At 64.3% G+C, this 17,993-nt stretch carries 16 protein-coding genes and 1 tRNA gene; 6 read left to right on the plus strand and 11 right to left on the minus strand.

What is annotated here, in order from left to right:
* Positions 1-2 precede the first annotated feature (2 nt).
* From phoU to FOY53_RS12180, 7 genes are all read right to left on the minus strand, one after another.
* Positions 3-743: a phosphate signaling complex protein PhoU gene (phoU, locus tag FOY53_RS12150; protein ID WP_146589155.1), complete on the minus strand. Its 741-nt coding sequence runs from the start codon at positions 741-743 to the stop codon at positions 3-5.
* A gap of 4 nt (positions 744-747) precedes the next feature.
* Entirely contained in the window at positions 748-1,545 is a 798-nt protein-coding gene (gene pstB / locus FOY53_RS12155) for a phosphate ABC transporter ATP-binding protein PstB (RefSeq protein WP_146589157.1), read from the minus strand.
* A 41-nt stretch (positions 1,546-1,586) separates the two neighbouring features.
* A complete protein-coding gene (gene pstA / locus FOY53_RS12160; protein WP_146589159.1) occupies positions 1,587-2,945 on the minus strand; it encodes a phosphate ABC transporter permease PstA in 1,359 nt (452 codons plus the stop codon).
* Positions 2,942-4,405 carry a phosphate ABC transporter permease subunit PstC gene (pstC, locus tag FOY53_RS12165; RefSeq protein WP_146589162.1) on the minus strand — a complete coding sequence of 488 codons (1,464 nt, stop codon included), beginning with the start codon at positions 4,403-4,405 and terminating at the stop codon, positions 2,942-2,944. The genes pstA and pstC overlap by 4 nt, the downstream gene beginning before the upstream one ends.
* A gap of 79 nt (positions 4,406-4,484) precedes the next feature.
* Positions 4,485-5,510 (minus strand): substrate-binding domain-containing protein, encoded by a 1,026-nt coding sequence (locus FOY53_RS12170; protein WP_146589164.1) that lies wholly within the window; start codon positions 5,508-5,510, stop codon positions 4,485-4,487.
* A gap of 427 nt (positions 5,511-5,937) precedes the next feature.
* Entirely contained in the window at positions 5,938-6,969 is a 1,032-nt protein-coding gene (locus FOY53_RS12175; RefSeq protein ID WP_146589166.1) for an ATP-binding protein, read from the minus strand.
* Positions 6,966-8,144 carry a trans-sulfuration enzyme family protein gene (locus tag FOY53_RS12180; RefSeq protein WP_146589168.1) on the minus strand — a complete coding sequence of 393 codons (1,179 nt, stop codon included), beginning with the start codon at positions 8,142-8,144 and terminating at the stop codon, positions 6,966-6,968. Before FOY53_RS12180 ends, FOY53_RS12175 begins: the two co-directional genes overlap by 4 nt.
* A 239-nt stretch (positions 8,145-8,383) precedes the next feature.
* On the opposite strand from FOY53_RS12180, the gene FOY53_RS12185 reads away from it, so the two are divergent.
* From FOY53_RS12185 to FOY53_RS12195, 3 genes are all read left to right on the plus strand, one after another.
* Positions 8,384-9,277: a PfkB family carbohydrate kinase gene (locus tag FOY53_RS12185; protein WP_146589170.1), complete on the plus strand. Its 894-nt coding sequence runs from the start codon at positions 8,384-8,386 to the stop codon at positions 9,275-9,277.
* 178 nt (positions 9,278-9,455) lie between these two features.
* Positions 9,456-10,364: a pseudouridine-5'-phosphate glycosidase gene (locus tag FOY53_RS12190; RefSeq protein ID WP_146589172.1), complete on the plus strand. Its 909-nt coding sequence runs from the start codon at positions 9,456-9,458 to the stop codon at positions 10,362-10,364.
* A 144-nt stretch (positions 10,365-10,508) separates the two neighbouring features.
* Entirely contained in the window at positions 10,509-11,198 is a 690-nt protein-coding gene (locus FOY53_RS12195; protein WP_146589174.1) for a DUF502 domain-containing protein, read from the plus strand.
* A gap of 31 nt (positions 11,199-11,229) precedes the next feature.
* Here FOY53_RS12195 and rnd read toward each other — a convergent pair whose 3' ends face one another.
* On the minus strand, positions 11,230-12,387 hold the full coding sequence (rnd, locus tag FOY53_RS12200; RefSeq protein WP_146589176.1) for a ribonuclease D: 1,158 nt from the start codon (positions 12,385-12,387) through the stop codon (positions 11,230-11,232).
* A gap of 349 nt (positions 12,388-12,736) precedes the next feature.
* Here rnd and FOY53_RS12205 point away from each other — a divergent pair, with 349 nt between their 5' ends.
* The gene (locus tag FOY53_RS12205; protein ID WP_146589178.1) at positions 12,737-12,922 is read left to right on the plus strand and encodes a hypothetical protein; all 186 of its coding nucleotides are present in this window, start codon (positions 12,737-12,739) and stop codon (positions 12,920-12,922) included.
* Here the strand turns inward: FOY53_RS12205 and purN are convergent.
* Together purN and purM are read right to left on the minus strand one after the other, a co-directional pair.
* Positions 12,919-13,512, minus strand: coding sequence for a phosphoribosylglycinamide formyltransferase (purN, locus tag FOY53_RS12210; RefSeq protein WP_146589180.1), 594 nt, complete (start codon positions 13,510-13,512; stop codon positions 12,919-12,921). The two genes, FOY53_RS12205 and purN, sit on opposite strands and share 4 nt — an antisense overlap.
* Positions 13,509-14,576 carry a phosphoribosylformylglycinamidine cyclo-ligase gene (gene purM / locus FOY53_RS12215; protein WP_146589182.1) on the minus strand — a complete coding sequence of 356 codons (1,068 nt, stop codon included), beginning with the start codon at positions 14,574-14,576 and terminating at the stop codon, positions 13,509-13,511. The genes purN and purM overlap by 4 nt, the downstream gene beginning before the upstream one ends.
* A 276-nt stretch (positions 14,577-14,852) precedes the next feature.
* Here purM and FOY53_RS12220 point away from each other — a divergent pair.
* A tRNA-Ile gene (locus FOY53_RS12220) sits at positions 14,853-14,926 on the plus strand.
* Between the two features lie 377 nt (positions 14,927-15,303).
* On the opposite strand, the gene guaB is transcribed toward FOY53_RS12220, so the two are convergent.
* Complete coding sequence (guaB, locus tag FOY53_RS12225) at positions 15,304-16,752, minus strand: IMP dehydrogenase (protein WP_146589184.1); 1,449 nt, start codon at positions 16,750-16,752, stop codon at positions 15,304-15,306.
* Between the two features lie 253 nt (positions 16,753-17,005).
* Here guaB and speB point away from each other — a divergent pair, with 253 nt between their 5' ends.
* Complete coding sequence (gene speB, locus FOY53_RS12230; protein WP_146589186.1) at positions 17,006-17,971, plus strand: agmatinase; 966 nt, start codon at positions 17,006-17,008, stop codon at positions 17,969-17,971.
* Positions 17,972-17,993: the final 22 nt, after the last annotated feature.

A 17,993-nucleotide genomic window follows, 5' to 3' on the forward strand; every position in this document is an offset into this window, starting at 1 on the left:
GTTCAATCCTTGTCGCTGCCGGCATCGACGCTGTAACGCGGATCGGACGACGTCATGTCGCCTTTCTGACGCGGTTCGCCGGGCTTGGCCCCGGTGACCAGGAACACCACCTGTTCGGCGATCGAGGTCACGTGATCGCCCATGCGTTCGATGTTCTTGGCGATAAAGTGCAGATGCATGCACGCGGTGATGTTGCGCGGATCTTCCAGCATGAAAGTCAGGAATTCGCGAAACAGGGTGTTGTACATCTGATCGACGTCGCGGTCGCGCTCGATCACGTCCCGTGCCAGTTCGGCGTCGCGCTGGATATAGGCGTCCAGCGCGTCCTTCAGCATCAGCTCGACCTCGCGGGCCATGCGGCGCAATGCGGTCGGCGAGCCCTGGATGGGCTGAAGCTGCACCAGGACGCCGGTGCGCTTGGCGATGTTCTTGGACAGATCGCCAATGCGCTCGAGGTTGGCCGACATCCGCATCACCGACAGGATCACCCGCAGGTCGACGGCGGTGGGCGAGCGGATGGCGATGACCCGCGCCGCCTCTTCGTTCAGCTGTTCTTCCAGTGTGTCGATGGCCTTGTCGCCCTGCCGCACCTGTTCGGCCAGCTCTTCGTCGCGGGTTTCCAGCGACTTGGCACCGTCGCGGATGGCGGCCTCGACAAGACCGCCCATCTTCATGATCTTGGCCTGGATGCCTTCGAGGTCGCGGTCAAAGGCCGAGGCGATGTGCTGTGTCATCTCTGTCATGGCTCTATCCGATCCGTCCGGTGATGTAGGCTTCGGTGCGTGGGTCCGTCGGGTTGGTGAATATCTTGTCAGTGACACCGAATTCCACAAGGTTTCCCAGGTGGAAAAATGCGGTCTTCTGGCTGACACGCGCGGCCTGCTGCATCGAGTGGGTGACGATCACCACGGAATAGTCCCGGCGCAGTTCGTCAATCAACTCCTCGACCTGGGCGGTGGCAATCGGATCCAGCGCCGAGCAGGGTTCATCCATCAACAGCACCTCGGGTTCGGTGGCGACGGCGCGGGCAATGCACAGCCGCTGCTGCTGTCCGCCCGAAAGCCCGGTGCCGGGCGCGTGCAACCGGTCCTTGACCTCGTTCCAGATCGCGCCGCGTTTCAGCGCGCGCTCGACGATCTCATCGAGATCGGCCTTGTTCTTGGCCATGCCGTGGATGCGCGGGCCATAGGCGACATTGTCATAGATGGACTTGGGGAACGGGTTGGGCTTCTGGAACACCATGCCAACCTTGGCGCGCAGCTGCACCGGGTCGACGCGCTTGTCATAGATGTCCTCGCCGTCGAGCAGGATGTTGCCCTCGACGCGGGCGATGTCGATGGTGTCGTTCATCCGGTTCAGGCAGCGCAGGAAGGTGGACTTGCCACATCCCGAGGGCCCGATAAAGGCGGTCACCGTCTTGTCCTCGATATCGACGCTCACGTCCTTGATGGCATGGGTGTCGCCGTAGTAGACCTGCACACCCTGCGCGGTGATCTTGATGTCCTTGACTTCCACGTCTCTCTCCGAATTGGGGGCGTCGTACATGGGTATACCTTTCTTGTCCGCAGCGTTCAAAGCGGCAGTCCTCACCAGCGACGCTCAAAGCGGCGGCGCAACAGGATGGCGATGATGTTCATGACCATGAGGAACACGAGAAGGATGATGATCCCGCCCCAGGCGCGTTCGTAATATGCCGGATCGGCGCGTTTCGCCCATTCATAGATCTGCGCCGGCATGGCCGAGTTCGGGTCGAGAAAGCCGCTGGCCACGCCGTCGGGATAGTTGGTGGCGATATAGCCCACCATGCCGATCAGCAGCAGCGGTGCCGTCTCGCCCAGCGCCTGCGCCAGGCCCAGAATGGTCCCGGTCAGGATGCCGGGCATGGCCAGGGGCAGCACGTGGTGAAACACCGACTGCATCTTTGATGCCCCGACCCCCAGAGCGGCCGAGCGGATGCTGGGCGGCACCGAAGCGAGCGATGCGCGGGTCGAGATGATGATCGTCGGCAACGTCATCAGGGTCAGCACCAGCCCCCCCACCAGCGGGGCGGACTGCGGCAGATGCATGAACTGGATGAAAACCGCCAGCCCGAGGATGCCGAACACGATCGACGGCACGGCGGCAAGGTTCGAGATGTTGACTTCGATGATGTCGGTGAACCGGTTCTTCTTGGCGAATTCTTCCAGATAGATCGACGCGGCCACCCCGATCGGCAGCGACAGCAGCAGGACCACCAGCATCATGAACAGCGACCCCAGGATCGACACGCCCAGACCCGCCTGTTCGGCGCGGGATTCCGAGGCATCGGCCCCGGTGATGAAGTCCATGTTGAATCTGCGCGCGACAATGCCCTTTTCGCGCAGCGCATCGGTCAGGTCGAGATGTTCGACATTGATGTTCTTGTCCCGCGCAACATCCGCGCGCTGGACCCGGCCCTTGAGATATCCGTCCACCCGGCTGGATGCGAGAATCTGGAAATCGACCGTCTCACCGACCAGGTCCGGATCTGCCAGCACCACATCCCGCACCTGTGCGGCGGCAGAAGCGGAAATCATCTCTTTCATCGCCTTGGCACTGTCCAGCGGTGTGTCGACGCCCTGTGCCTGCACCTCGGCAAACAGCGCATCCTGAATCAGCGGGCTGTAGCCAAAGGTCGATACCTTCTTCATCTCTTCGGGATCGCGATTGCCGGACTTGTCCAGCTTGGCCGGGTCCAGATAGACCGGCACCTGAATGAAAGTCTGCTGGAATGCGCCGACCCCGTTGATCAGGATGGCACTCAGCAACACCACCAGAAAGAAGATCCCGGCGCCGATGGCAGCAACCCCGTAGGCTTTGAACCGGGTTTCCGCGGCGTTGCGGCGTTTGGTGCGGGCGTCCGGAACCACCAGGGATTTGCCCTTGCGCGCCGGGGCGCCTGACGTTGCGAGGCTGGCATCGGTCATTCGTATTGCTCCCGGTATTTCCGCACGATGTAGAGGGCAAAGACATTGAGCCCGAGGGTAATGACAAACAGGCTCATCCCGAGGGCAAAGGCCACCAGCGCCTCGGGCGAGGAAAAGTCGGCGTCGCCGGTCAGCTGGCTGACGATCTTGGCAGTGACCGTGGTCATGGCATCAAAGGGGTTCATCGACAGCCGGGCCGCCGCCCCTGCCCCCAGCACCACGATCATCGTCTCACCGATGGCGCGGGACGCGGCCAGAAGGATGGCACCGACGATGCCCGGCAGCGCCGCGGGCAGCACCACCTGGCGGATGGTCTCGGACTGGGTGGCACCGAGCCCGTAGGATCCGTCGCGCATCGCCTGTGGCACGGCGTTGATGATGTCATCCGACAGCGAACTGACAAAGGGGATCAGCATGATGCCCATGACCAGACCGGCGGTCATCACCGCAGTTCCCGCCTGCATCCAGCCCAGGCCCTCGCGGCCAAAGACCGACATCAGCAGCGGGCCGACCGTCAGCAATGCAAACAGGCCGTAGACGATCGTCGGGATGCCGGCCAGCACCTCAAGCAGCGGCTTGGCGACGCCGCGCACCTTGGGGCCGGCGTATTCCGAAAGGTAGATCGCGGCGAACAGCCCGATCGGCACCGCCACCAGCAGTGCAATGACCGAAATGTAAAGCGTACCCCAGAGCAGCGGCAGCAGCCCCAGTTCAGAGCCGCCGCCGAAACTGGGCGACCAGACCAGACTGAAGAAGAACTCGCTTGCCGGATACCGCTGAAAGAATTCGATGGTGTTGAAGATCAGGCTGAGCACGATGCCGAAGGTGGTCAGGATCGCCAGCGAGGCGGCGGTGACCAGCAGCGCCTCGATGCCCGCCTCGACCACGTTGCGCGCACGGTAGTCCATGTGCGAGTTTTTCACCCCCCAGGCGCATCCGCCAAGGGCGGCAACCAGGACCAGCGCCGACATGAACAGCCGTCCGGTCGCGCTCAGCACGCGGTACCGCTGCGCGGCGTTCAGAACCTCGGCACTGACATCCGAGCCCAGTGCGACACCGGCGGCACCCAGCGTTTCGCGGACATTGTCAGAACTGGCATCCAGAGCCTGCGCTTCGTCCGGTGACAGCAACCCCTCGGCCACGGCAAAATCCAGCCCGTCCGCCACCCGGCGCACGTCGGACATAACCAGCCCGAGAGTGGTGTCCTCGGACTGCGCGGCGTCAGGCAGCAGTTTCGACACCGTGGCGTCGACGAAAAAGGGCTGAACAATCAGCCACAGAACCAGGACCCCCATCGCGGGCATGATGGTCTTCATCGCAACGTTGCTGCCGTAGTAGCTGGGCAGCGAATGCAGTTTGCGATTGTCCCCGCCCGCACTGGCAAGCGCCCGGCCGCGTCCCAGCACAAAGCCGATCCCGCCCAGCGCCACCACGATGAGAACAAGCCAGAGTGTGGGCATGGTCGCTCCGTTCGTACTGATATTGATCTACAAAAGAGTCGGGGGCGGTTTGGACCGCCCCCGCCGCAAGCCCAGTGGCTTACATGTTCGAACCCATGACCTGCTCGTCGGCAACGATGCCCTGGGTTGTGGCCAGGTCCGGATCGGCAACCAGACCATAGTCGGACAGCGGGCCATCGGGGCCTGCAATCTCGTCCGCAACGAAGAATTCAGCGAATTCCTTCAGGCCGGGGATCACGCCGATGTGGGCCTTTTTCACGTAGAAGAACAGCGGGCGCGATACCGGGTATTCACCGGTCGAGATGGTCTCGGTCGAGGGCGCGATGCCGTCCATCGTCGCAACTTTCAGCTTGTCGGTGTTGTTTTCGTAAAACGCCAGACCAAAGACACCGACACCGTTCTGGTTGCTGTCGATACGCGCCAGCGTCTCGGTGTAGTCGCCGTCGATGTCGACCGACATGCCATCGGTGCGCACCGCGATGCAGCCATCTTCCATGCCCGCGGCTTCCAGCAGCTCCTTGGCACCGGTTTCTTCACAGCCGGCCTCAAGAACCTTTTCCTCGAACACTTCACGGGTGCCGTGCTTGGTGCCGGGAATGAAGGCGGCGATTTCGACGTCCGGCAGTTCGGCGTTGACTTCGGACCATTTGGTGTAGGGGTTGTCGACCAGCGCGCCGTCAACGACGACCTTCGGCGACAGGGCGTTGAACCAGTCGGTCGGGGTGAAGGCAGAGAAGGCCGGGCCGTTGATCTGGCTGGCAAAGACAATGCCGTCATAGCCGATCTTGACTTCGATGATGTCGGTCACGCCATTTTCGGCACAGGCGGCAACCTCTTTTTCGCGGATGGCGCGCGACGCGTTGGCGATGTCGATGGTGTTCTCGCCCACACCTTCGCAGAACCGCTTGAGGCCCGCCGAAGAGCCGCCGGATTCCACGACCGGTGTCGGGAAATCAAAGTTTTCGCCAAAGGCTTCGGCCACGATCGACGCGTAGGGCAATACGGTCGAGGAACCGGCGACCTGCACATTGTCACGGGCATAGGCTGCGGAGGCGGAAACGGCAGCGATCGCCAGGGCAGAGGCGGTCAGTTTCACGGTTGTCATTGGTAGCTCCTGTTCGGGTCGGTATGACGGCCATCATCGCGATGATCCTGGCGCCGGACTAAAGGTGCCGAGCTATAGTTTTGTGACGCTTGTGTAACAGTTTTGCGACGACGGCGGAAATGGAAGGATTAATCTGCGCGCCCGGAAATCCGGCCGCGCGGCGAGCTGCGGATTTCCGAACAAATTCAAGCAGGACCGATGACTTCGGCAGCGCACCTGTGCCGCCGCACTGACCCGAGGTCAGCATGGCCAGGCCCCGAGGGCACGGCTGCGGCGATACCCTGCCCGCCCGCTTCGCGACGAATGTGACTGATTCTTTAACAGGGATACCTCGGCGGAAAGGGATCTGCGATGGTCAGGTCCGGGCCTGTCACAACCTGCGCCGAACCGCTGGATACACCTGCACCCGCGGCGCCGGAGTTGCCGCTCAGACCGGCAGCACCACCTTGAAACAACTGCCCCGACCCAGGGTGCTGTCGACCTGCAGGCGGCCGCGATGGCGGTTCACGATGTGTTTGACGATCGCGAGTCCCAGGCCTGTACCGCCCATCTCGCGGCTGCGATGGCTGTCGACGCGGTAGAACCGTTCGGTCAGCCGCGGGAGATGGATCGGATCAATTCCCGGGCCGCTGTCTTCGACCTCCAGTGTCACCCCTTCGGCGCGTACCCGCGGTTCGTACCGGGGCGGGGATATGCGCACCGTCACCTGGGACCCGCGACCGGAATACTTGATCGCATTTTCCAGCAGGTTGGTCAGCACCTGACGCAGTTGATCGGCGTCGCCAGTCATCTCGAACGGCGGTGGCAGGTCGGTCTCGACCTGCACCCCGGCCTCGTGTGCCAGTGGCGCCAGTCCGTGGACGGTCGACAGCACCAGCCCCCCCAGGTCCAGACGTTCCGTCGGCCGGACCCGTTCGTCCGCCTCGACCCGGCTGAGCGACAGCAGATCGCCGACCAGGCGGTTCATCCGCCCGGCTTCGGTTTCCATGATGCCCAGAAACCGGTCCCGGGCGACGGGATCGTTGCGCGCCGGTCCCTTCAGTGTCTCGATAAAGCCCATCAGCGCCGTGAGCGGCGTGCGCAGTTCGTGACTGACGTTGGCCACAAAGTCGCGGCGCATCTGTCCGGCCTGCTCGAACTGGGTCACATCCTCGAACACCACCAGGGCCCCCATCCCGTCCGCCAGCGGCAGCGGACGACACGAGACCCGGAAAGTGGTGTCCTGACGCCCATCGTTGGTCAGATACCGGGATTGGCGCGGCGTTCCGTCGCGCAGCGTCGCCTCGATCACGTCGAGCAGCGCCGGCTGACGCAGGGCCGTGATGAAATGCCGCCCTCGGATGCCCTCGCCCAGCAGGCGCAGCGCGGCCTCGTTCGCGCCTTCTATCCGCTCGTCGCGCCGGATCATCACGGCCGGCAGCGGCAGCGCATCGATCACGGCCTGTGGCGCAGATGTCATGCAGCGGCTCCGGCGGCGCGCAATCCGTCGTCGAAGGTCGCGATCAGCGCCTCGGCCTCTTCCAGCCCCACCGAAACGCGGAAGAAGCCTTCGGTTATGCCCAGCCCGGCGCGCGCCTCGGCCCCCAGTGCGCGGTGTGAACTGGACGCCGGGTGAGACAGGGTGGTGCCAACGTCCCCCAGGGTCGGTGCAAAGGCGATGCCCTTGGCGGCAGCGGCAAAGGCATTTGCCTGTGCGCGTCCGCCATCAAGCTCAAAGCTCATCATGTTGCCGCCCAGCCCGCGCAGAACCCTCTGCGCGCGGGCGCGGTCGGGGTGATCATCGCGGGTCGGATACAGCACCCGGCGCACGCCCTTCTGGCCTGCAAGGTGATCCGCCAGCCGACGCGCCGTCTGCTGTGCATGGGCGAACCGCAGGCCAAAGCTCAGCATCCCGCGCTCGGCCAGCCAGCAGTCGAACGGACTGGGGGTCATGCCTGTGGTCACGATGAAATCGTAAAGTTTCCTGGTCAGCTCCGGTGTCTTCGCCGCGATCCAGCCCAGGGTCACATCGGAATGGCCGGCCAGCAGTTTGGTCACCGAATGCAGCACCACATCCGCGCCCCAGTCGAACGGGGTGATCGCCGCCGGGGTGGTGAAGGTGTTGTCGACCACCAGCAGCACACCGCGCGCCTTGCAGACCTCGGCGATCCCGGCCAGATCGGCAATCCGCAGCGTCGGGTTGGACACCACCTCGATCAGCGCCAGCCGGGTTTCCGGGCGGAAGGCAGCGGCAAAGGCCGCCGCATCGGTCGGATCCGCCATCGAGGTCGCGATGCCCAGTCGTGGCAGATCCTCCTTCATCATCCGCAACGACCGCCCGTAAAGCTGGTCGCCGCCGACCACGTGATCGCCGGACCGGCACAGACCCAGCAGCGCCGCCGTGACCGCCGCCATGCCCGACCCGGTGACGAGCCCGTCGCTGCATCCCTCCAGCGCGTCGATCCGGCGTGCCAGCACATCGGCGTTGGGGTGACCCTCGCGAGCATAGGTATAGCCCCGCACGTGACCGTCGTACTGCGCATCCAGCGCATCCGGCGTTTCGCTGGCGTAGGCGACAGCGGGCATAAGCGGCGTGACCAGGGGGGTCGAGGCACTGGGGGGCAGTCCGACAGGGCGCATCAGTGTGGGTTTCATGTCCGGTCTCCTTCTCGTTTGCGCAACTGGTGGCACAAGGCATGCGGCTGGGCAAGGCAATGGCACCTCGGCCCGGCGGCCGGGCCGTCCCGCCCGCTGTGCATCGTTTCCCACTGCAATGGGCTCAGGCCGGCCTGCCGCAAAAGATGCCGGGCAGATTGAGGGCCGCCGCGCTCGTGCGTGCAGCCGTCGCGGGACGGGTCTTGCGAAACCACGGCATCCGCGCCAGAACTCGAAGGATGACACAGTCTCCTGATATTCTCTGCATAGGCTCGGTCCTCTGGGACGTGATCGGCCGCTCTGCCAGCGTCATGGCGCGCGGCAGCGATGTGCCGGGGCGCATCATCCGCCTGCCCGGCGGAGTCGCGCTGAACATTGCCATGACGCTGGTGCGTTTCGGCCTGCGTCCCGGGCTGCTGTCGGCCGTGGGGCGCGATGCCGAAGGTGACGAGCTGACCACGGCCTGTGCCCATCTCGGGCTCGACACCACATATCTCTACCGCTCGGAGGACCTGCCGACGGACCGGTACATGGCCGTCGAGGGCGCCAACGGGCTGATTGCCGCCATCGCCGACGCGCATTCGCTGGAATCCGCGGGGGCCAAGATCCTGCGCCCCCTGACCGAAGGGCCGCTGGGCAGTGTCGACTCCCCCTACCCCGGACCGATCGCGCTGGATGGCAACCTGACCGAATCCCTGCTGGACGAGATTGCCCGAAGCCCGGCGTTTCGTGCCGCCGATCTGCGGATCGCGCCAGCCTCGCCGGGCAAGGCCGAGCGGCTGTTGCCGTTTCTGCGGGCCGGACGCGGCACACTTTATGTCAACCTCGAAGAAGCGGGGCTCCTGTGCCAGACACGGTTTGATACCGCGCCGGAAGCCGCCGCCGCCCTGCTCAGGCGCGGTGCGGCCCGCGCCTTGGTCACCGACGGCGGAGACATCACCTGTGACGGGCATCACGACGGCATTCTGTCGCTGAGCCCGCCCGAAGTTCTGGTGACCCGCGTGACCGGTGCGGGGGATACGTTCATGGCCGCCCATGTGGCCGCCGAATTGGGCGGGCAGGACCGCGGGTCGGCACTGGCGCGGGCGCTGGATGCCGCCGCCGCCTATGTCTCGGGCGACACTCCGTCCTGACACGGGTCCGGGGCCAGGCCCCGCGACAGCGGGCAGCGACACGGCGCACCTGATTGAAAACCCAAGACTTAACACCAATCGCTGTCTCGACAGGACGCCATGAACCGGGCTATTCCCAAAGGGCCCGGCACCCTGCCCCGACACTCGGCCCCGACACCCTGCGATGAAAGGATTCTCCATGCCGCTGTTCCATCTCTCTCCCGCCGTCGCTGCAGCCCTGTCGGAAAAGCGTCCTGTCGTGGCGCTGGAATCCACCATCATCACCCACGGGATGCCCTGGCCACAGAACCTGGAAGTGGCCCGCCGGATCGAAGCCACGGTCCGCGAATCAGGTGCCGAGCCTGCCACCATCGCTGTCATCGACGGACGGCTGTGCATCGGCCTTCAGGATGCGCAGATCGAGGCGCTTGCCAAGGCGCGGGGCGTGGCCAAGCTCAGCCGGGCCGACATGGCGGTCTGCATGGCCGAAGGGCGTACCGGTGCCACAACCGTCGCCGCCACGATGATCGCGGCACAGCTGGCGGGCATCCATGTCTTTGCGACCGGCGGCATTGGCGGCGTCCACAAGGGCGCGGAATCCTCATTCGACATTTCCGCCGATCTGCGCGAACTGGCCCAGACCGCGGTGACGGTGGTCGCGGCCGGCGCCAAGGCCATTCTCGACCTGCCAAAAACCATGGAAGTTCTCGAAACTCTGGGGGTTCCGGTCATCGCTTATGGTCAGGACCAACTGCCGGCCTTCTGGTCTCGTTCTGCCGGAATGCGGGCGCCGCTGCGCATGGACAGCCCCGCCGCCATCGCGCGGGCCCACCGGATGCGTGCCGCGCTGGGCCTGCCCGGCGGCCAACTGATCGCCAATCCGATTCCGGAAGCGGCGGAAATTCCGCGCGCCGAACTGACACCCGTGATCTCCAAGGCGACCCGCGACGCGGCGGACCATGGTATCACCGGCAAGGACCTGACCCCCTACCTGCTTCAGCGCATCTATGAACTCACCGAGGGCCGCTCTCTCGAGGCCAACATTGCGCTGGTTCTCAGCAATGCCCGGCTTGGGGCGCAGATCGCCTGCGAGCTTGCGAAAGACTAGGACAGGCCGTGGGGGCGGGAAAAATGCGCACTGGTGCCCGCGAAACAGGCTGTTGCCGGTCTGGCGGGCAGATCATTGTACCGGGACCATTGTACTACTCGGTCCGACTGCCTAGATTTCGCAAAAGCCTTTGAAAGCCCGCAGATGAACACCCCCTTTGATCCCACCACTCCACGCCCTCCGGGGCTGCTGGCCAAAATTCGCGCCAGTTTTCTGACAGGGCTGGTGGTCATCGCGCCAGTCGGACTGACCATCTGGCTGATCTGGACGGTGATCGGGTGGATCGACGGCTTCGTCTTGCCCCTGGTGCCGTCGCGCTTCAACCCCGAGCAGTATATCGGCATCAACCTGCGCGGCATCGGCGTGATTTTCTTTCTGGTGTTCACGGTGGCGGTGGGCTGGGTTGCCAAAGGACTGATCGGGCGGTCGATGATCCGGTTTGGCGAAAGCGTGGTGAGCCGGATGCCGGTGGTCCGCTCGATCTACAGTGGCGTCAAACAGATTGCCGAGACGGTGTTTGTGCAGGCGGACCGCAGTTTCGAAAAGGCCTGCCTGATCCAGTATCCGCGCAAGGGGATCTGGGCGATCGGCTTTGTCTCGACCCAGGCGCGGGGCGAGGTTGCCCGCCGCGCCGAGGTCGGCGGCGATCTCATCTCGGTCTTTGTGCCGACAACGCCGAACCCGACATCGGGATTCCTGCTGTTCTTTCCCGCCGAGGATGTCATCGAACTGGACATGAGCATCGAGGATGCCGCGAAACTGGTGATTTCGGCCGGTCTGGTCTATCCCAACGGCAAGGACCCCAGCCAGCCGCCCGCCCGGCTGGTGTCCTGACACCGGCGCGGATGACCGGCTTCTGACAGGGTCAGATCTCGATCACAGCGACGGATTTGCCGTTGGCCGCCAGTGCGATTCGTCCTTCGCAGAGCCGCAGCGCATCGGCACCAAAGACCTCGCGCCGCCAACCTGTCAGCGCCGGCACATCACGCAGTCCGGCGGCAATCGCATCCAGGTCCGCCGATGGCGCGATCAGCTTTGATGCCACCCCCGAGCTTTCGGTTTTCGCCTTCAGCAACACCCGCAGCAAATCGGCCAGAGCCGGGTTCACCTGCATCTTTTCGCGGCTCAGGTCCGGTTCCGGAAGGTTTTCCCTGGCGCAGTCGACGCCTCGTTTGACGGCGGCAAGAATGCCATCGGCTATCTCGCCCTTGCGGGCCTCGCGCAGCAGCAGGCGCGATCGTCCCAGATCTTCGAAGCTCTGCGGTTTGGTCGAAGCAAGCTCGACCAGCGCATCGTCCTTGTAGACCCGGCTGCGCGGAATGTTTCTCTCCTGCGCATAGGCTTCGCGGAAGGTGGCCAGTTCCCGGACGATTGCCAGAAAGCGCGGCGCGGTCGAGCGTGTCTTGATTCGCTGCCAGGCCTCTGCCGGGCGGGTGATGTAGGTTTCGGGATCCGTCAGCAGCCTGATCTCTTCCTCGACCCAGCGGTGGCGCCCGGTTTCCTCGAGCTTGCGCGCAAGATATTCATAGATCTGCCGCAGATGGGTGACATCGGCCAGCGCATATACCTTCTGCGCCTCTGACAGCGGGCGGCGTGACCAGTCGGTAAAGCGCGAGGATTTGTCGAGCCCGTGCTTGGCGATACGCTTGACCAGCGTTTCATAGCCGGCCTGCTCGCCGAATCCGCAGACCATCGCCGCAACCTGGGTGTCAAACATCGGCGCGGGAATCACGCCATGGTCGACGTAAAAGATTTCCAGATCCTGACGCGCGGCATGGAACACCTTGACCACCGAGGTGTCGCGGAACAGATCCAGCAGCGGCTCCAGGGACAACCCCTCGGCAAGCGGGTCAACCAGAACGGCGTTGCTGTCGTCGGTGCCCGGCATCGCCAGTTGTACGAGGCAGAGCTTGGAATAATAGGTGCGTTCGCGCAGGAATTCGGTGTCCACGGTCACATAGGGTTCATCCTTGGCGCGCGCGCAAAAGGCGGCCAGGTCTTCCGTCGTTGTCAAGGTCTTCATCCGGGCTCCGGCCTTATTGTCATTCTTGTTTGCAGGCGCGTCGTATACCCATGTGAACGATAGATCAAAGCCAGACGCAAGGAAAGCGAAGCGCATCTGACATTGAACGCCGGATAAGGCCCGAAGCGACATCAGGACGTGTCGGGAAGCGACGGATTCGCGCAATTCGCGGCGGCATCCCGGGCTCTGCCCGTTTCCAGCTGGGCTCGATTCCGATCAGCTCGGGCTCTGGACCTTGGTGCACCATTATTGATCAAATATCGTGATAAGTTACACACAGAACATTCATTTTGAGAATGAATCAGGGACAGATATATTCCGGCCATATCCTATGGAACGGAGTTCTCCCATGGCCACTCTCGATCTACACGTCACCCCAGCCCACCGCGGAACTGTGGACCGCTCGACGCTGGTTGCCACCCTGACCGCAGTTGCCCTTGTGCTGTTGATGGGGCTTCCGGCGCTGATGGCGCCGCCCGCCGAAGTCCCGGCAGACGGCTGGCACGGCAACGCGGCACTGTCGCGCGCCCACTAAGGCAGCGTGACAAGGCTCCTGTCCCCGGCCGCGAAACGGCGCAGGACCGCCGGATAAAGCTGGTGCTCCATCACAAGGACACGCGCGGCCAGGGTGTCGGGCGTGTCGTCTGGCAGAACCGCAACCGTCGCCTGCCCCAGAATCGGGCCCTCGTCCAGTTCCGGTGTGACCTCATGCACAGTGCAGCCGTGCAGGGATTCGCCGGCCGCGAGGGCGCGGGCATGGGTATGCAGCCCGCGGTACTTGGGCAGCAATGACGGGTGGATGTTCAGCATCCGACCCTGCCAGCGCCGGACGAATCCCTCGGTCAGAACCCGCATGAACCCGGCCAGACAGACGATGTCGGGGGCGGCCTGCATCAACCGCGCGTGCAGGGCATCCTCGAACGCGGCGCGATCACCCCCGAAGGGCCGATGGTCGACGAAATCCGTCTCGAGTCCCATGGCGCGGGCCTTGTCCAGCCCGCCGGCGTCGGCACTGTTCGCCATCACCAGCACCGGGCGCGCCGGATGGTCGCCGGTCATGCTGCGGGCCAGCGCCACCATGTTGGAACCGCCGCCCGAAAGCAGAATCGCAACCCGTCTGGTCACGCAAGGTCGCCCGCATACTGCACACCAGGTGTGTCAGTGACATAGCCCAGCGGAATCACCGTCTCTCCTTCTTCGGCCAGCAGCGCCGTCAGCGCTTCGGCCCGATCCGCAGCCACCACGGCGATCATGCCGACACCACAGTTGAAGGTCTTGAGCAGTTCCCCCTGCGCCATCCCCCCGGTCTCGGCCATCCAGGCAAAGACGGGCGGCAACGTCCAGGCGTCGAGGTAAATCGAGGCGCCCAATCCCTCGGGGAGCACCCGCGGCAGGTTCTCGGTCAGACCGCCGCCGGTGATGTGGGCCAGCGCGTGTACGCCGCCCGCCCGCACCGCCGCCAGTGCCTGACGGACATAAAGCCGGGTTGGCGTCAGCAATTCGGCGCCAAGGCTCTGGTCCGACCAGGGGCAGTCCGAGTCCCAGTCCAGGCCAGACACCTCGACCAGTTTGCGCACCAGCGAATAACCGTTGGAATGCACACCATCGCTTGCAAGACCCAGCAGCACATCGCCCGCGACCACTCCGGCGGGCAATTCGGTGCCGCGCTCCATCGCGCCGACGGCAAAGCCGGCAAGGTCGAAGTCTCCCGCCGGATACATCCCCGGCATTTCCGCAGTCTCACCACCGATCAGCGCACAGCCAGAGCGTACGCAGCCTTCGGCGATGCCCTCGATCACCCGCGCGGCCGTGTCGGTGTCAAGTTTGCCGGTGGCGAAATAATCCAGAAAAAACAGCGGCTCAGCGCCCTGACAGACCAAGTCGTTGACGCACATGGCAACAAGGTCGATGCCAACGCCGTCCACATGACCGGTATCGATGGCGATGCGCAATTTGGTGCCGACACCATCCGTCGCGGCGACCAGAACCGGATCGGTGTACCCTGCCCCCTTAAGGTCGAACAATGCACCAAAGCCACCGAGTCCCGACATCACACCCGGGCGCGACGTGCGCTTGGCCGCAGGCTTGATCCGCTCGACCAGCGCATTGCCCGCATCGATATCGACACCGGCGTCGGCATAGGTGATGCCGTTCTTTTCGCCCGTATCATTGCTGTTTTCCCCGGTCATGACGCACCTTTCGACAGAATTTGCGCTGCTTTACCCTGCGACGCGGTCAAAGGAAACAGCGAAGGTGCGCCGGGGGGCAACCGGGCCGGGTTTCGAATCATGTGCTGCCCTGACCGGGGGCAAGGCACCTGGGCTTGTGCCGCACCCGGGCCCGACAGGCGCTGACCGGCCGACGGATCCGGCCGTCGCCGGTGCATCCGGCGGGACAGATCGGTGCCACGCCCGACTTTCCACTTGGCCTCGCCGTCACACGGGTTTAACAGATCCCTATTCCGTGGGTGGTTAGCTCAATTGGTTAGAGCAGAGCGCTCATAACGCTTTGGCTGGGGGTTCAAGTCCCTCACCACCTACGGAATTTTCGCCCGGTGCCTGATGGCTTTGCATATGGCCCTGGCTTCAGCAAACGCTCTTGTCCGCGGGTTCCATTGCCGATCCATTGCGGGGCGGCGGCCAACCAACGACCGTGGCGGTCCGCAACAATTTTCCCCGGAATTGGGTCTGCCGCGGTTTCGCTCCGGTGTCATGTCCGCGATGAGTGCCACGACGGCGGGCCCTGTTGCACCATCGCCCCGCTGCAGTCATCTCGCGACTCCTGCGTGGGCACCGGAACATGTGTGCGACCCCTCAAGCTGCAAAGCGACGCGCTGTCCGGAACCAGTTCCGTTCCGGACAGCTTCACACCTGTGCCGCTGATTTACCGGCACCTGATTGAAAATCAATGCAGTGATCAGCCGATGCGGTAGTTCGGCGATTCCCGTGTGATCTGCACATCGTGCACGTGGCTTTCCTTCAGTCCGGCGCCTGTGATCTTCACAAAGGTGCAGTTCTTGCGCATATCCTCGACCGTTGCGTTGCCGGTATAGCCCATGGCCGCCCGCAAGCCGCCCACAAGCTGATGGATCACCGCCGTGGCCGAACCCTTGTATGGTACCTGGCCTTCGACCCCTTCGGGCACCAGCTTGTCGCTCGCCGCATCCTTCTGGAAGTACCGGTCGGCGGATCCGCGCGCCATGGCACCCAGGCTGCCCATGCCGCGATAGGACTTGAACGACCGGCCCTGGTACAGGATCACCTCGCCGGGGCTTTCGTCGGTGCCGGCGATCATCGACCCGACCATGGCACAAGAGGCACCCGCCGCGATCGCCTTGGCAAAATCGCCGGAAAACTTGATGCCACCGTCGGCGATCACCGGAACGTCGCCCGCCCCGGCCACGCAGTCCATGATGGCCGTCAGTTGCGGCACGCCCACCCCCGCGACCATCCGCGTGGTGCAGATCGACCCCGGGCCGATACCGACCTTGATCGCATCCGCCCCGGCACCGATCAGCGCGCGGGTCGCTTCGCCGGTGGCGACATTGCCTGCCACCACCTGCACCTCGTTGGACAAACGCTTGGCGCGCTCGACCGCCACCGCGACACCTTCGGAATGGCCATGCGCGGTGTCGATCACGATCATGTCGACCCCGGCATCGACCAATGCCTGCGAACGCTCGAATCCGGCATCCCCCACGGTCGAGGCCGCGGCGACCCGCAACCGCCCCAGACCGTCCTTGCAGGCGGTCGGGTTCAGCACCGCCTGTTCGGTGTCCTTGAGGGTCAGCAACCCGGTCAGCTTGCCGTTCTTGTCGGTCACCAGCAGCTTTTCGATCCGCCGCGCCCGCATCAGGTTCTTGGCCTCGTCGCGGTCGGCGGGCTCTTGCAGGATTGCCAGGTTGTCGGTGGTCATCATCGCCCGCACCGGCGTGTCGTCGCTGTCGGCAAAGCGCATGTCGCGGTTGGTGACGATGCCAACCACCCGGCCACGTTCGTCCACCACCGGAAAGCCTGTGAAGTTGTAGCGCTCGATCAGCGCCTTGGCATCCGCCAGCGTCTGGTTGGCGCGCAGGGTCACCGGAGAATAGACGATCCCGCTCTCGAAGCGTTTCACCCGGCGCACTTCGCGCGCCTGTATCTCGACGTCCAGATTGCGGTGGATCACGCCCATGCCGCCGGCCTGCGCCATTGTGATCGCCATCCGGCTTTCGGTGACGGTATCCATCGCCGAACTCAGCAGCGGAATGTTCAGTGCAATGTTCCGGGTCACACGTGTGCGTGTGTCCGCCGTGCTGGGCAGAACGCTGGACTTGGCAGGCACCAGCAGAACATCATCAAATGTGAGAGCCTCGCGAATCTCCATGGAAACACCCTTCCTCAGGAAACATCATTTGGCGCGTCCCTATCGCACCTTTGTCCCCCAAGGGAAACCCCAATAGCGCCCCGCATCCCAGATGCCGCGCCCCACACCTTCTCCGGGGCAAAAAATCCTCCGCAGGTCCGGGGGTGGAAACCCACTGGTGACGATCCGCCGCCACCCCCGCCACGACAGCCCCCTTTACCCCCTGCCCAACCACCGCCATCCTGACCCGGCCCCGGCACAGAGGAACCCGCACATGTCCCACAGCTATCAGACCGGCCGCCTGAACCTGCCGTTCACCGGCATCTGCACCTTCGCCAAGCGACCCTATGTCGAAGACTGGTCAACGATCCGGGCGGACGCCGCCATCCTTGGCGCGCCGTTCGATGCCGGGACTCAATATCGTTCCGGCGCGCGTTTCGGACCGCGCGGCGTGCGCGAGGCTTCCACCCTGTTTTCCTTCGGCCACGCAGGTGCCTACGATCACGAAGATGACGCCACCTACCTTGGTGCCGATGTGCGGATCGTCGACATCGGCGACGCCGACATCATCCACACCGACACCCTCCGGAGCCACGCAAACATTGAAACCGGCGTGCGCGCCATCCTCGCCGCCGGGGCCCTGCCCGTGGTGATCGGCGGCGATCATTCGGTCAATATCCCGGCGCTGCGGGCGTTTGACGGCCAGGGCGCAATACACGTGCTGCAGATCGACGCGCATCTCGACTTTGTCGACGAACGCCACGGTGTGCGTGCAGGCCACGGCAACCCGATGCGCCGCGCCGCCGAACTGCCCTTCGTCACCGGCCTTACCCAGGTCGGCATCCGCAACGTCAGCTCCACCGCCCGCGAGGGCTATGACGACGCACGCCGGATGGGTTCGCAGATCCTTTCGGTCCGTCAGGCGCGCGCGCTGGGCACCAGCGGTGTTCTCGAGCGGATACCGAGGGACGCGCGGATCTACATCACCCTGGACATCGACGCCTTCTGCCCGTCCATCGCGCCCGGCACCGGCACCCCCAGCCATGGCGGCTTCCTGTACTACGAGGTGCTCGAACTGTTGCAGGCGGTCACGCGCCGACATGACGTGGTCGGCATGGATCTGGTCGAGGTCGCGCCGGACTACGACCCCACCGGCAGCACGGCGATCCTCGCCGCCCAGGTGCTGATGAACCTGCTGGGGTTTGTGTTTCATTCCCGTGCGGCGGCTGCCCGCTCCTGACGCATGCTGCACAAAACACGGC

The sequence above is a fragment of the Puniceibacterium confluentis genome, from assembly GCF_007923445.1.
Taxonomy (GTDB): Bacteria; Pseudomonadota; Alphaproteobacteria; order Rhodobacterales; family Rhodobacteraceae; genus Puniceibacterium; species Puniceibacterium confluentis.

Excerpts from the sequence above, each read along its gene's own strand:
- phoU (WP_146589155.1), bottom strand. The coding sequence starts at position 743 with ATGACAGAGATGACACAGCACATCGCCTCGGCCTTTGACCGCGACCTC.
- pstB (WP_146589157.1), bottom strand. The coding sequence starts at position 1,545 with ATGTACGACGCCCCCAATTCGGAGAGAGACGTGGAAGTCAAGGACATC.
- pstA (WP_146589159.1), bottom strand. The coding sequence starts at position 2,945 with ATGACCGATGCCAGCCTCGCAACGTCAGGCGCCCCGGCGCGCAAGGGC.
- pstC (WP_146589162.1), bottom strand. The coding sequence starts at position 4,405 with ATGCCCACACTCTGGCTTGTTCTCATCGTGGTGGCGCTGGGCGGGATC.
- FOY53_RS12170 (WP_146589164.1), bottom strand. The coding sequence starts at position 5,510 with ATGACAACCGTGAAACTGACCGCCTCTGCCCTGGCGATCGCTGCCGTT.
- FOY53_RS12175 (WP_146589166.1), bottom strand. The coding sequence starts at position 6,969 with ATGACATCTGCGCCACAGGCCGTGATCGATGCGCTGCCGCTGCCGGCC.
- FOY53_RS12180 (WP_146589168.1), bottom strand. The coding sequence starts at position 8,144 with ATGAAACCCACACTGATGCGCCCTGTCGGACTGCCCCCCAGTGCCTCG.
- FOY53_RS12185 (WP_146589170.1), top strand. The coding sequence starts at position 8,384 with ATGACACAGTCTCCTGATATTCTCTGCATAGGCTCGGTCCTCTGGGAC.
- FOY53_RS12190 (WP_146589172.1), top strand. The coding sequence starts at position 9,456 with ATGCCGCTGTTCCATCTCTCTCCCGCCGTCGCTGCAGCCCTGTCGGAA.
- FOY53_RS12195 (WP_146589174.1), top strand. The coding sequence starts at position 10,509 with ATGAACACCCCCTTTGATCCCACCACTCCACGCCCTCCGGGGCTGCTG.
- rnd (WP_146589176.1), bottom strand. The coding sequence starts at position 12,387 with ATGAAGACCTTGACAACGACGGAAGACCTGGCCGCCTTTTGCGCGCGC.
- FOY53_RS12205 (WP_146589178.1), top strand. The coding sequence starts at position 12,737 with ATGGCCACTCTCGATCTACACGTCACCCCAGCCCACCGCGGAACTGTG.
- purM (WP_146589182.1), bottom strand. The coding sequence starts at position 14,576 with ATGACCGGGGAAAACAGCAATGATACGGGCGAAAAGAACGGCATCACC.
- guaB (WP_146589184.1), bottom strand. The coding sequence starts at position 16,752 with ATGGAGATTCGCGAGGCTCTCACATTTGATGATGTTCTGCTGGTGCCT.
- speB (WP_146589186.1), top strand. The coding sequence starts at position 17,006 with ATGTCCCACAGCTATCAGACCGGCCGCCTGAACCTGCCGTTCACCGGC.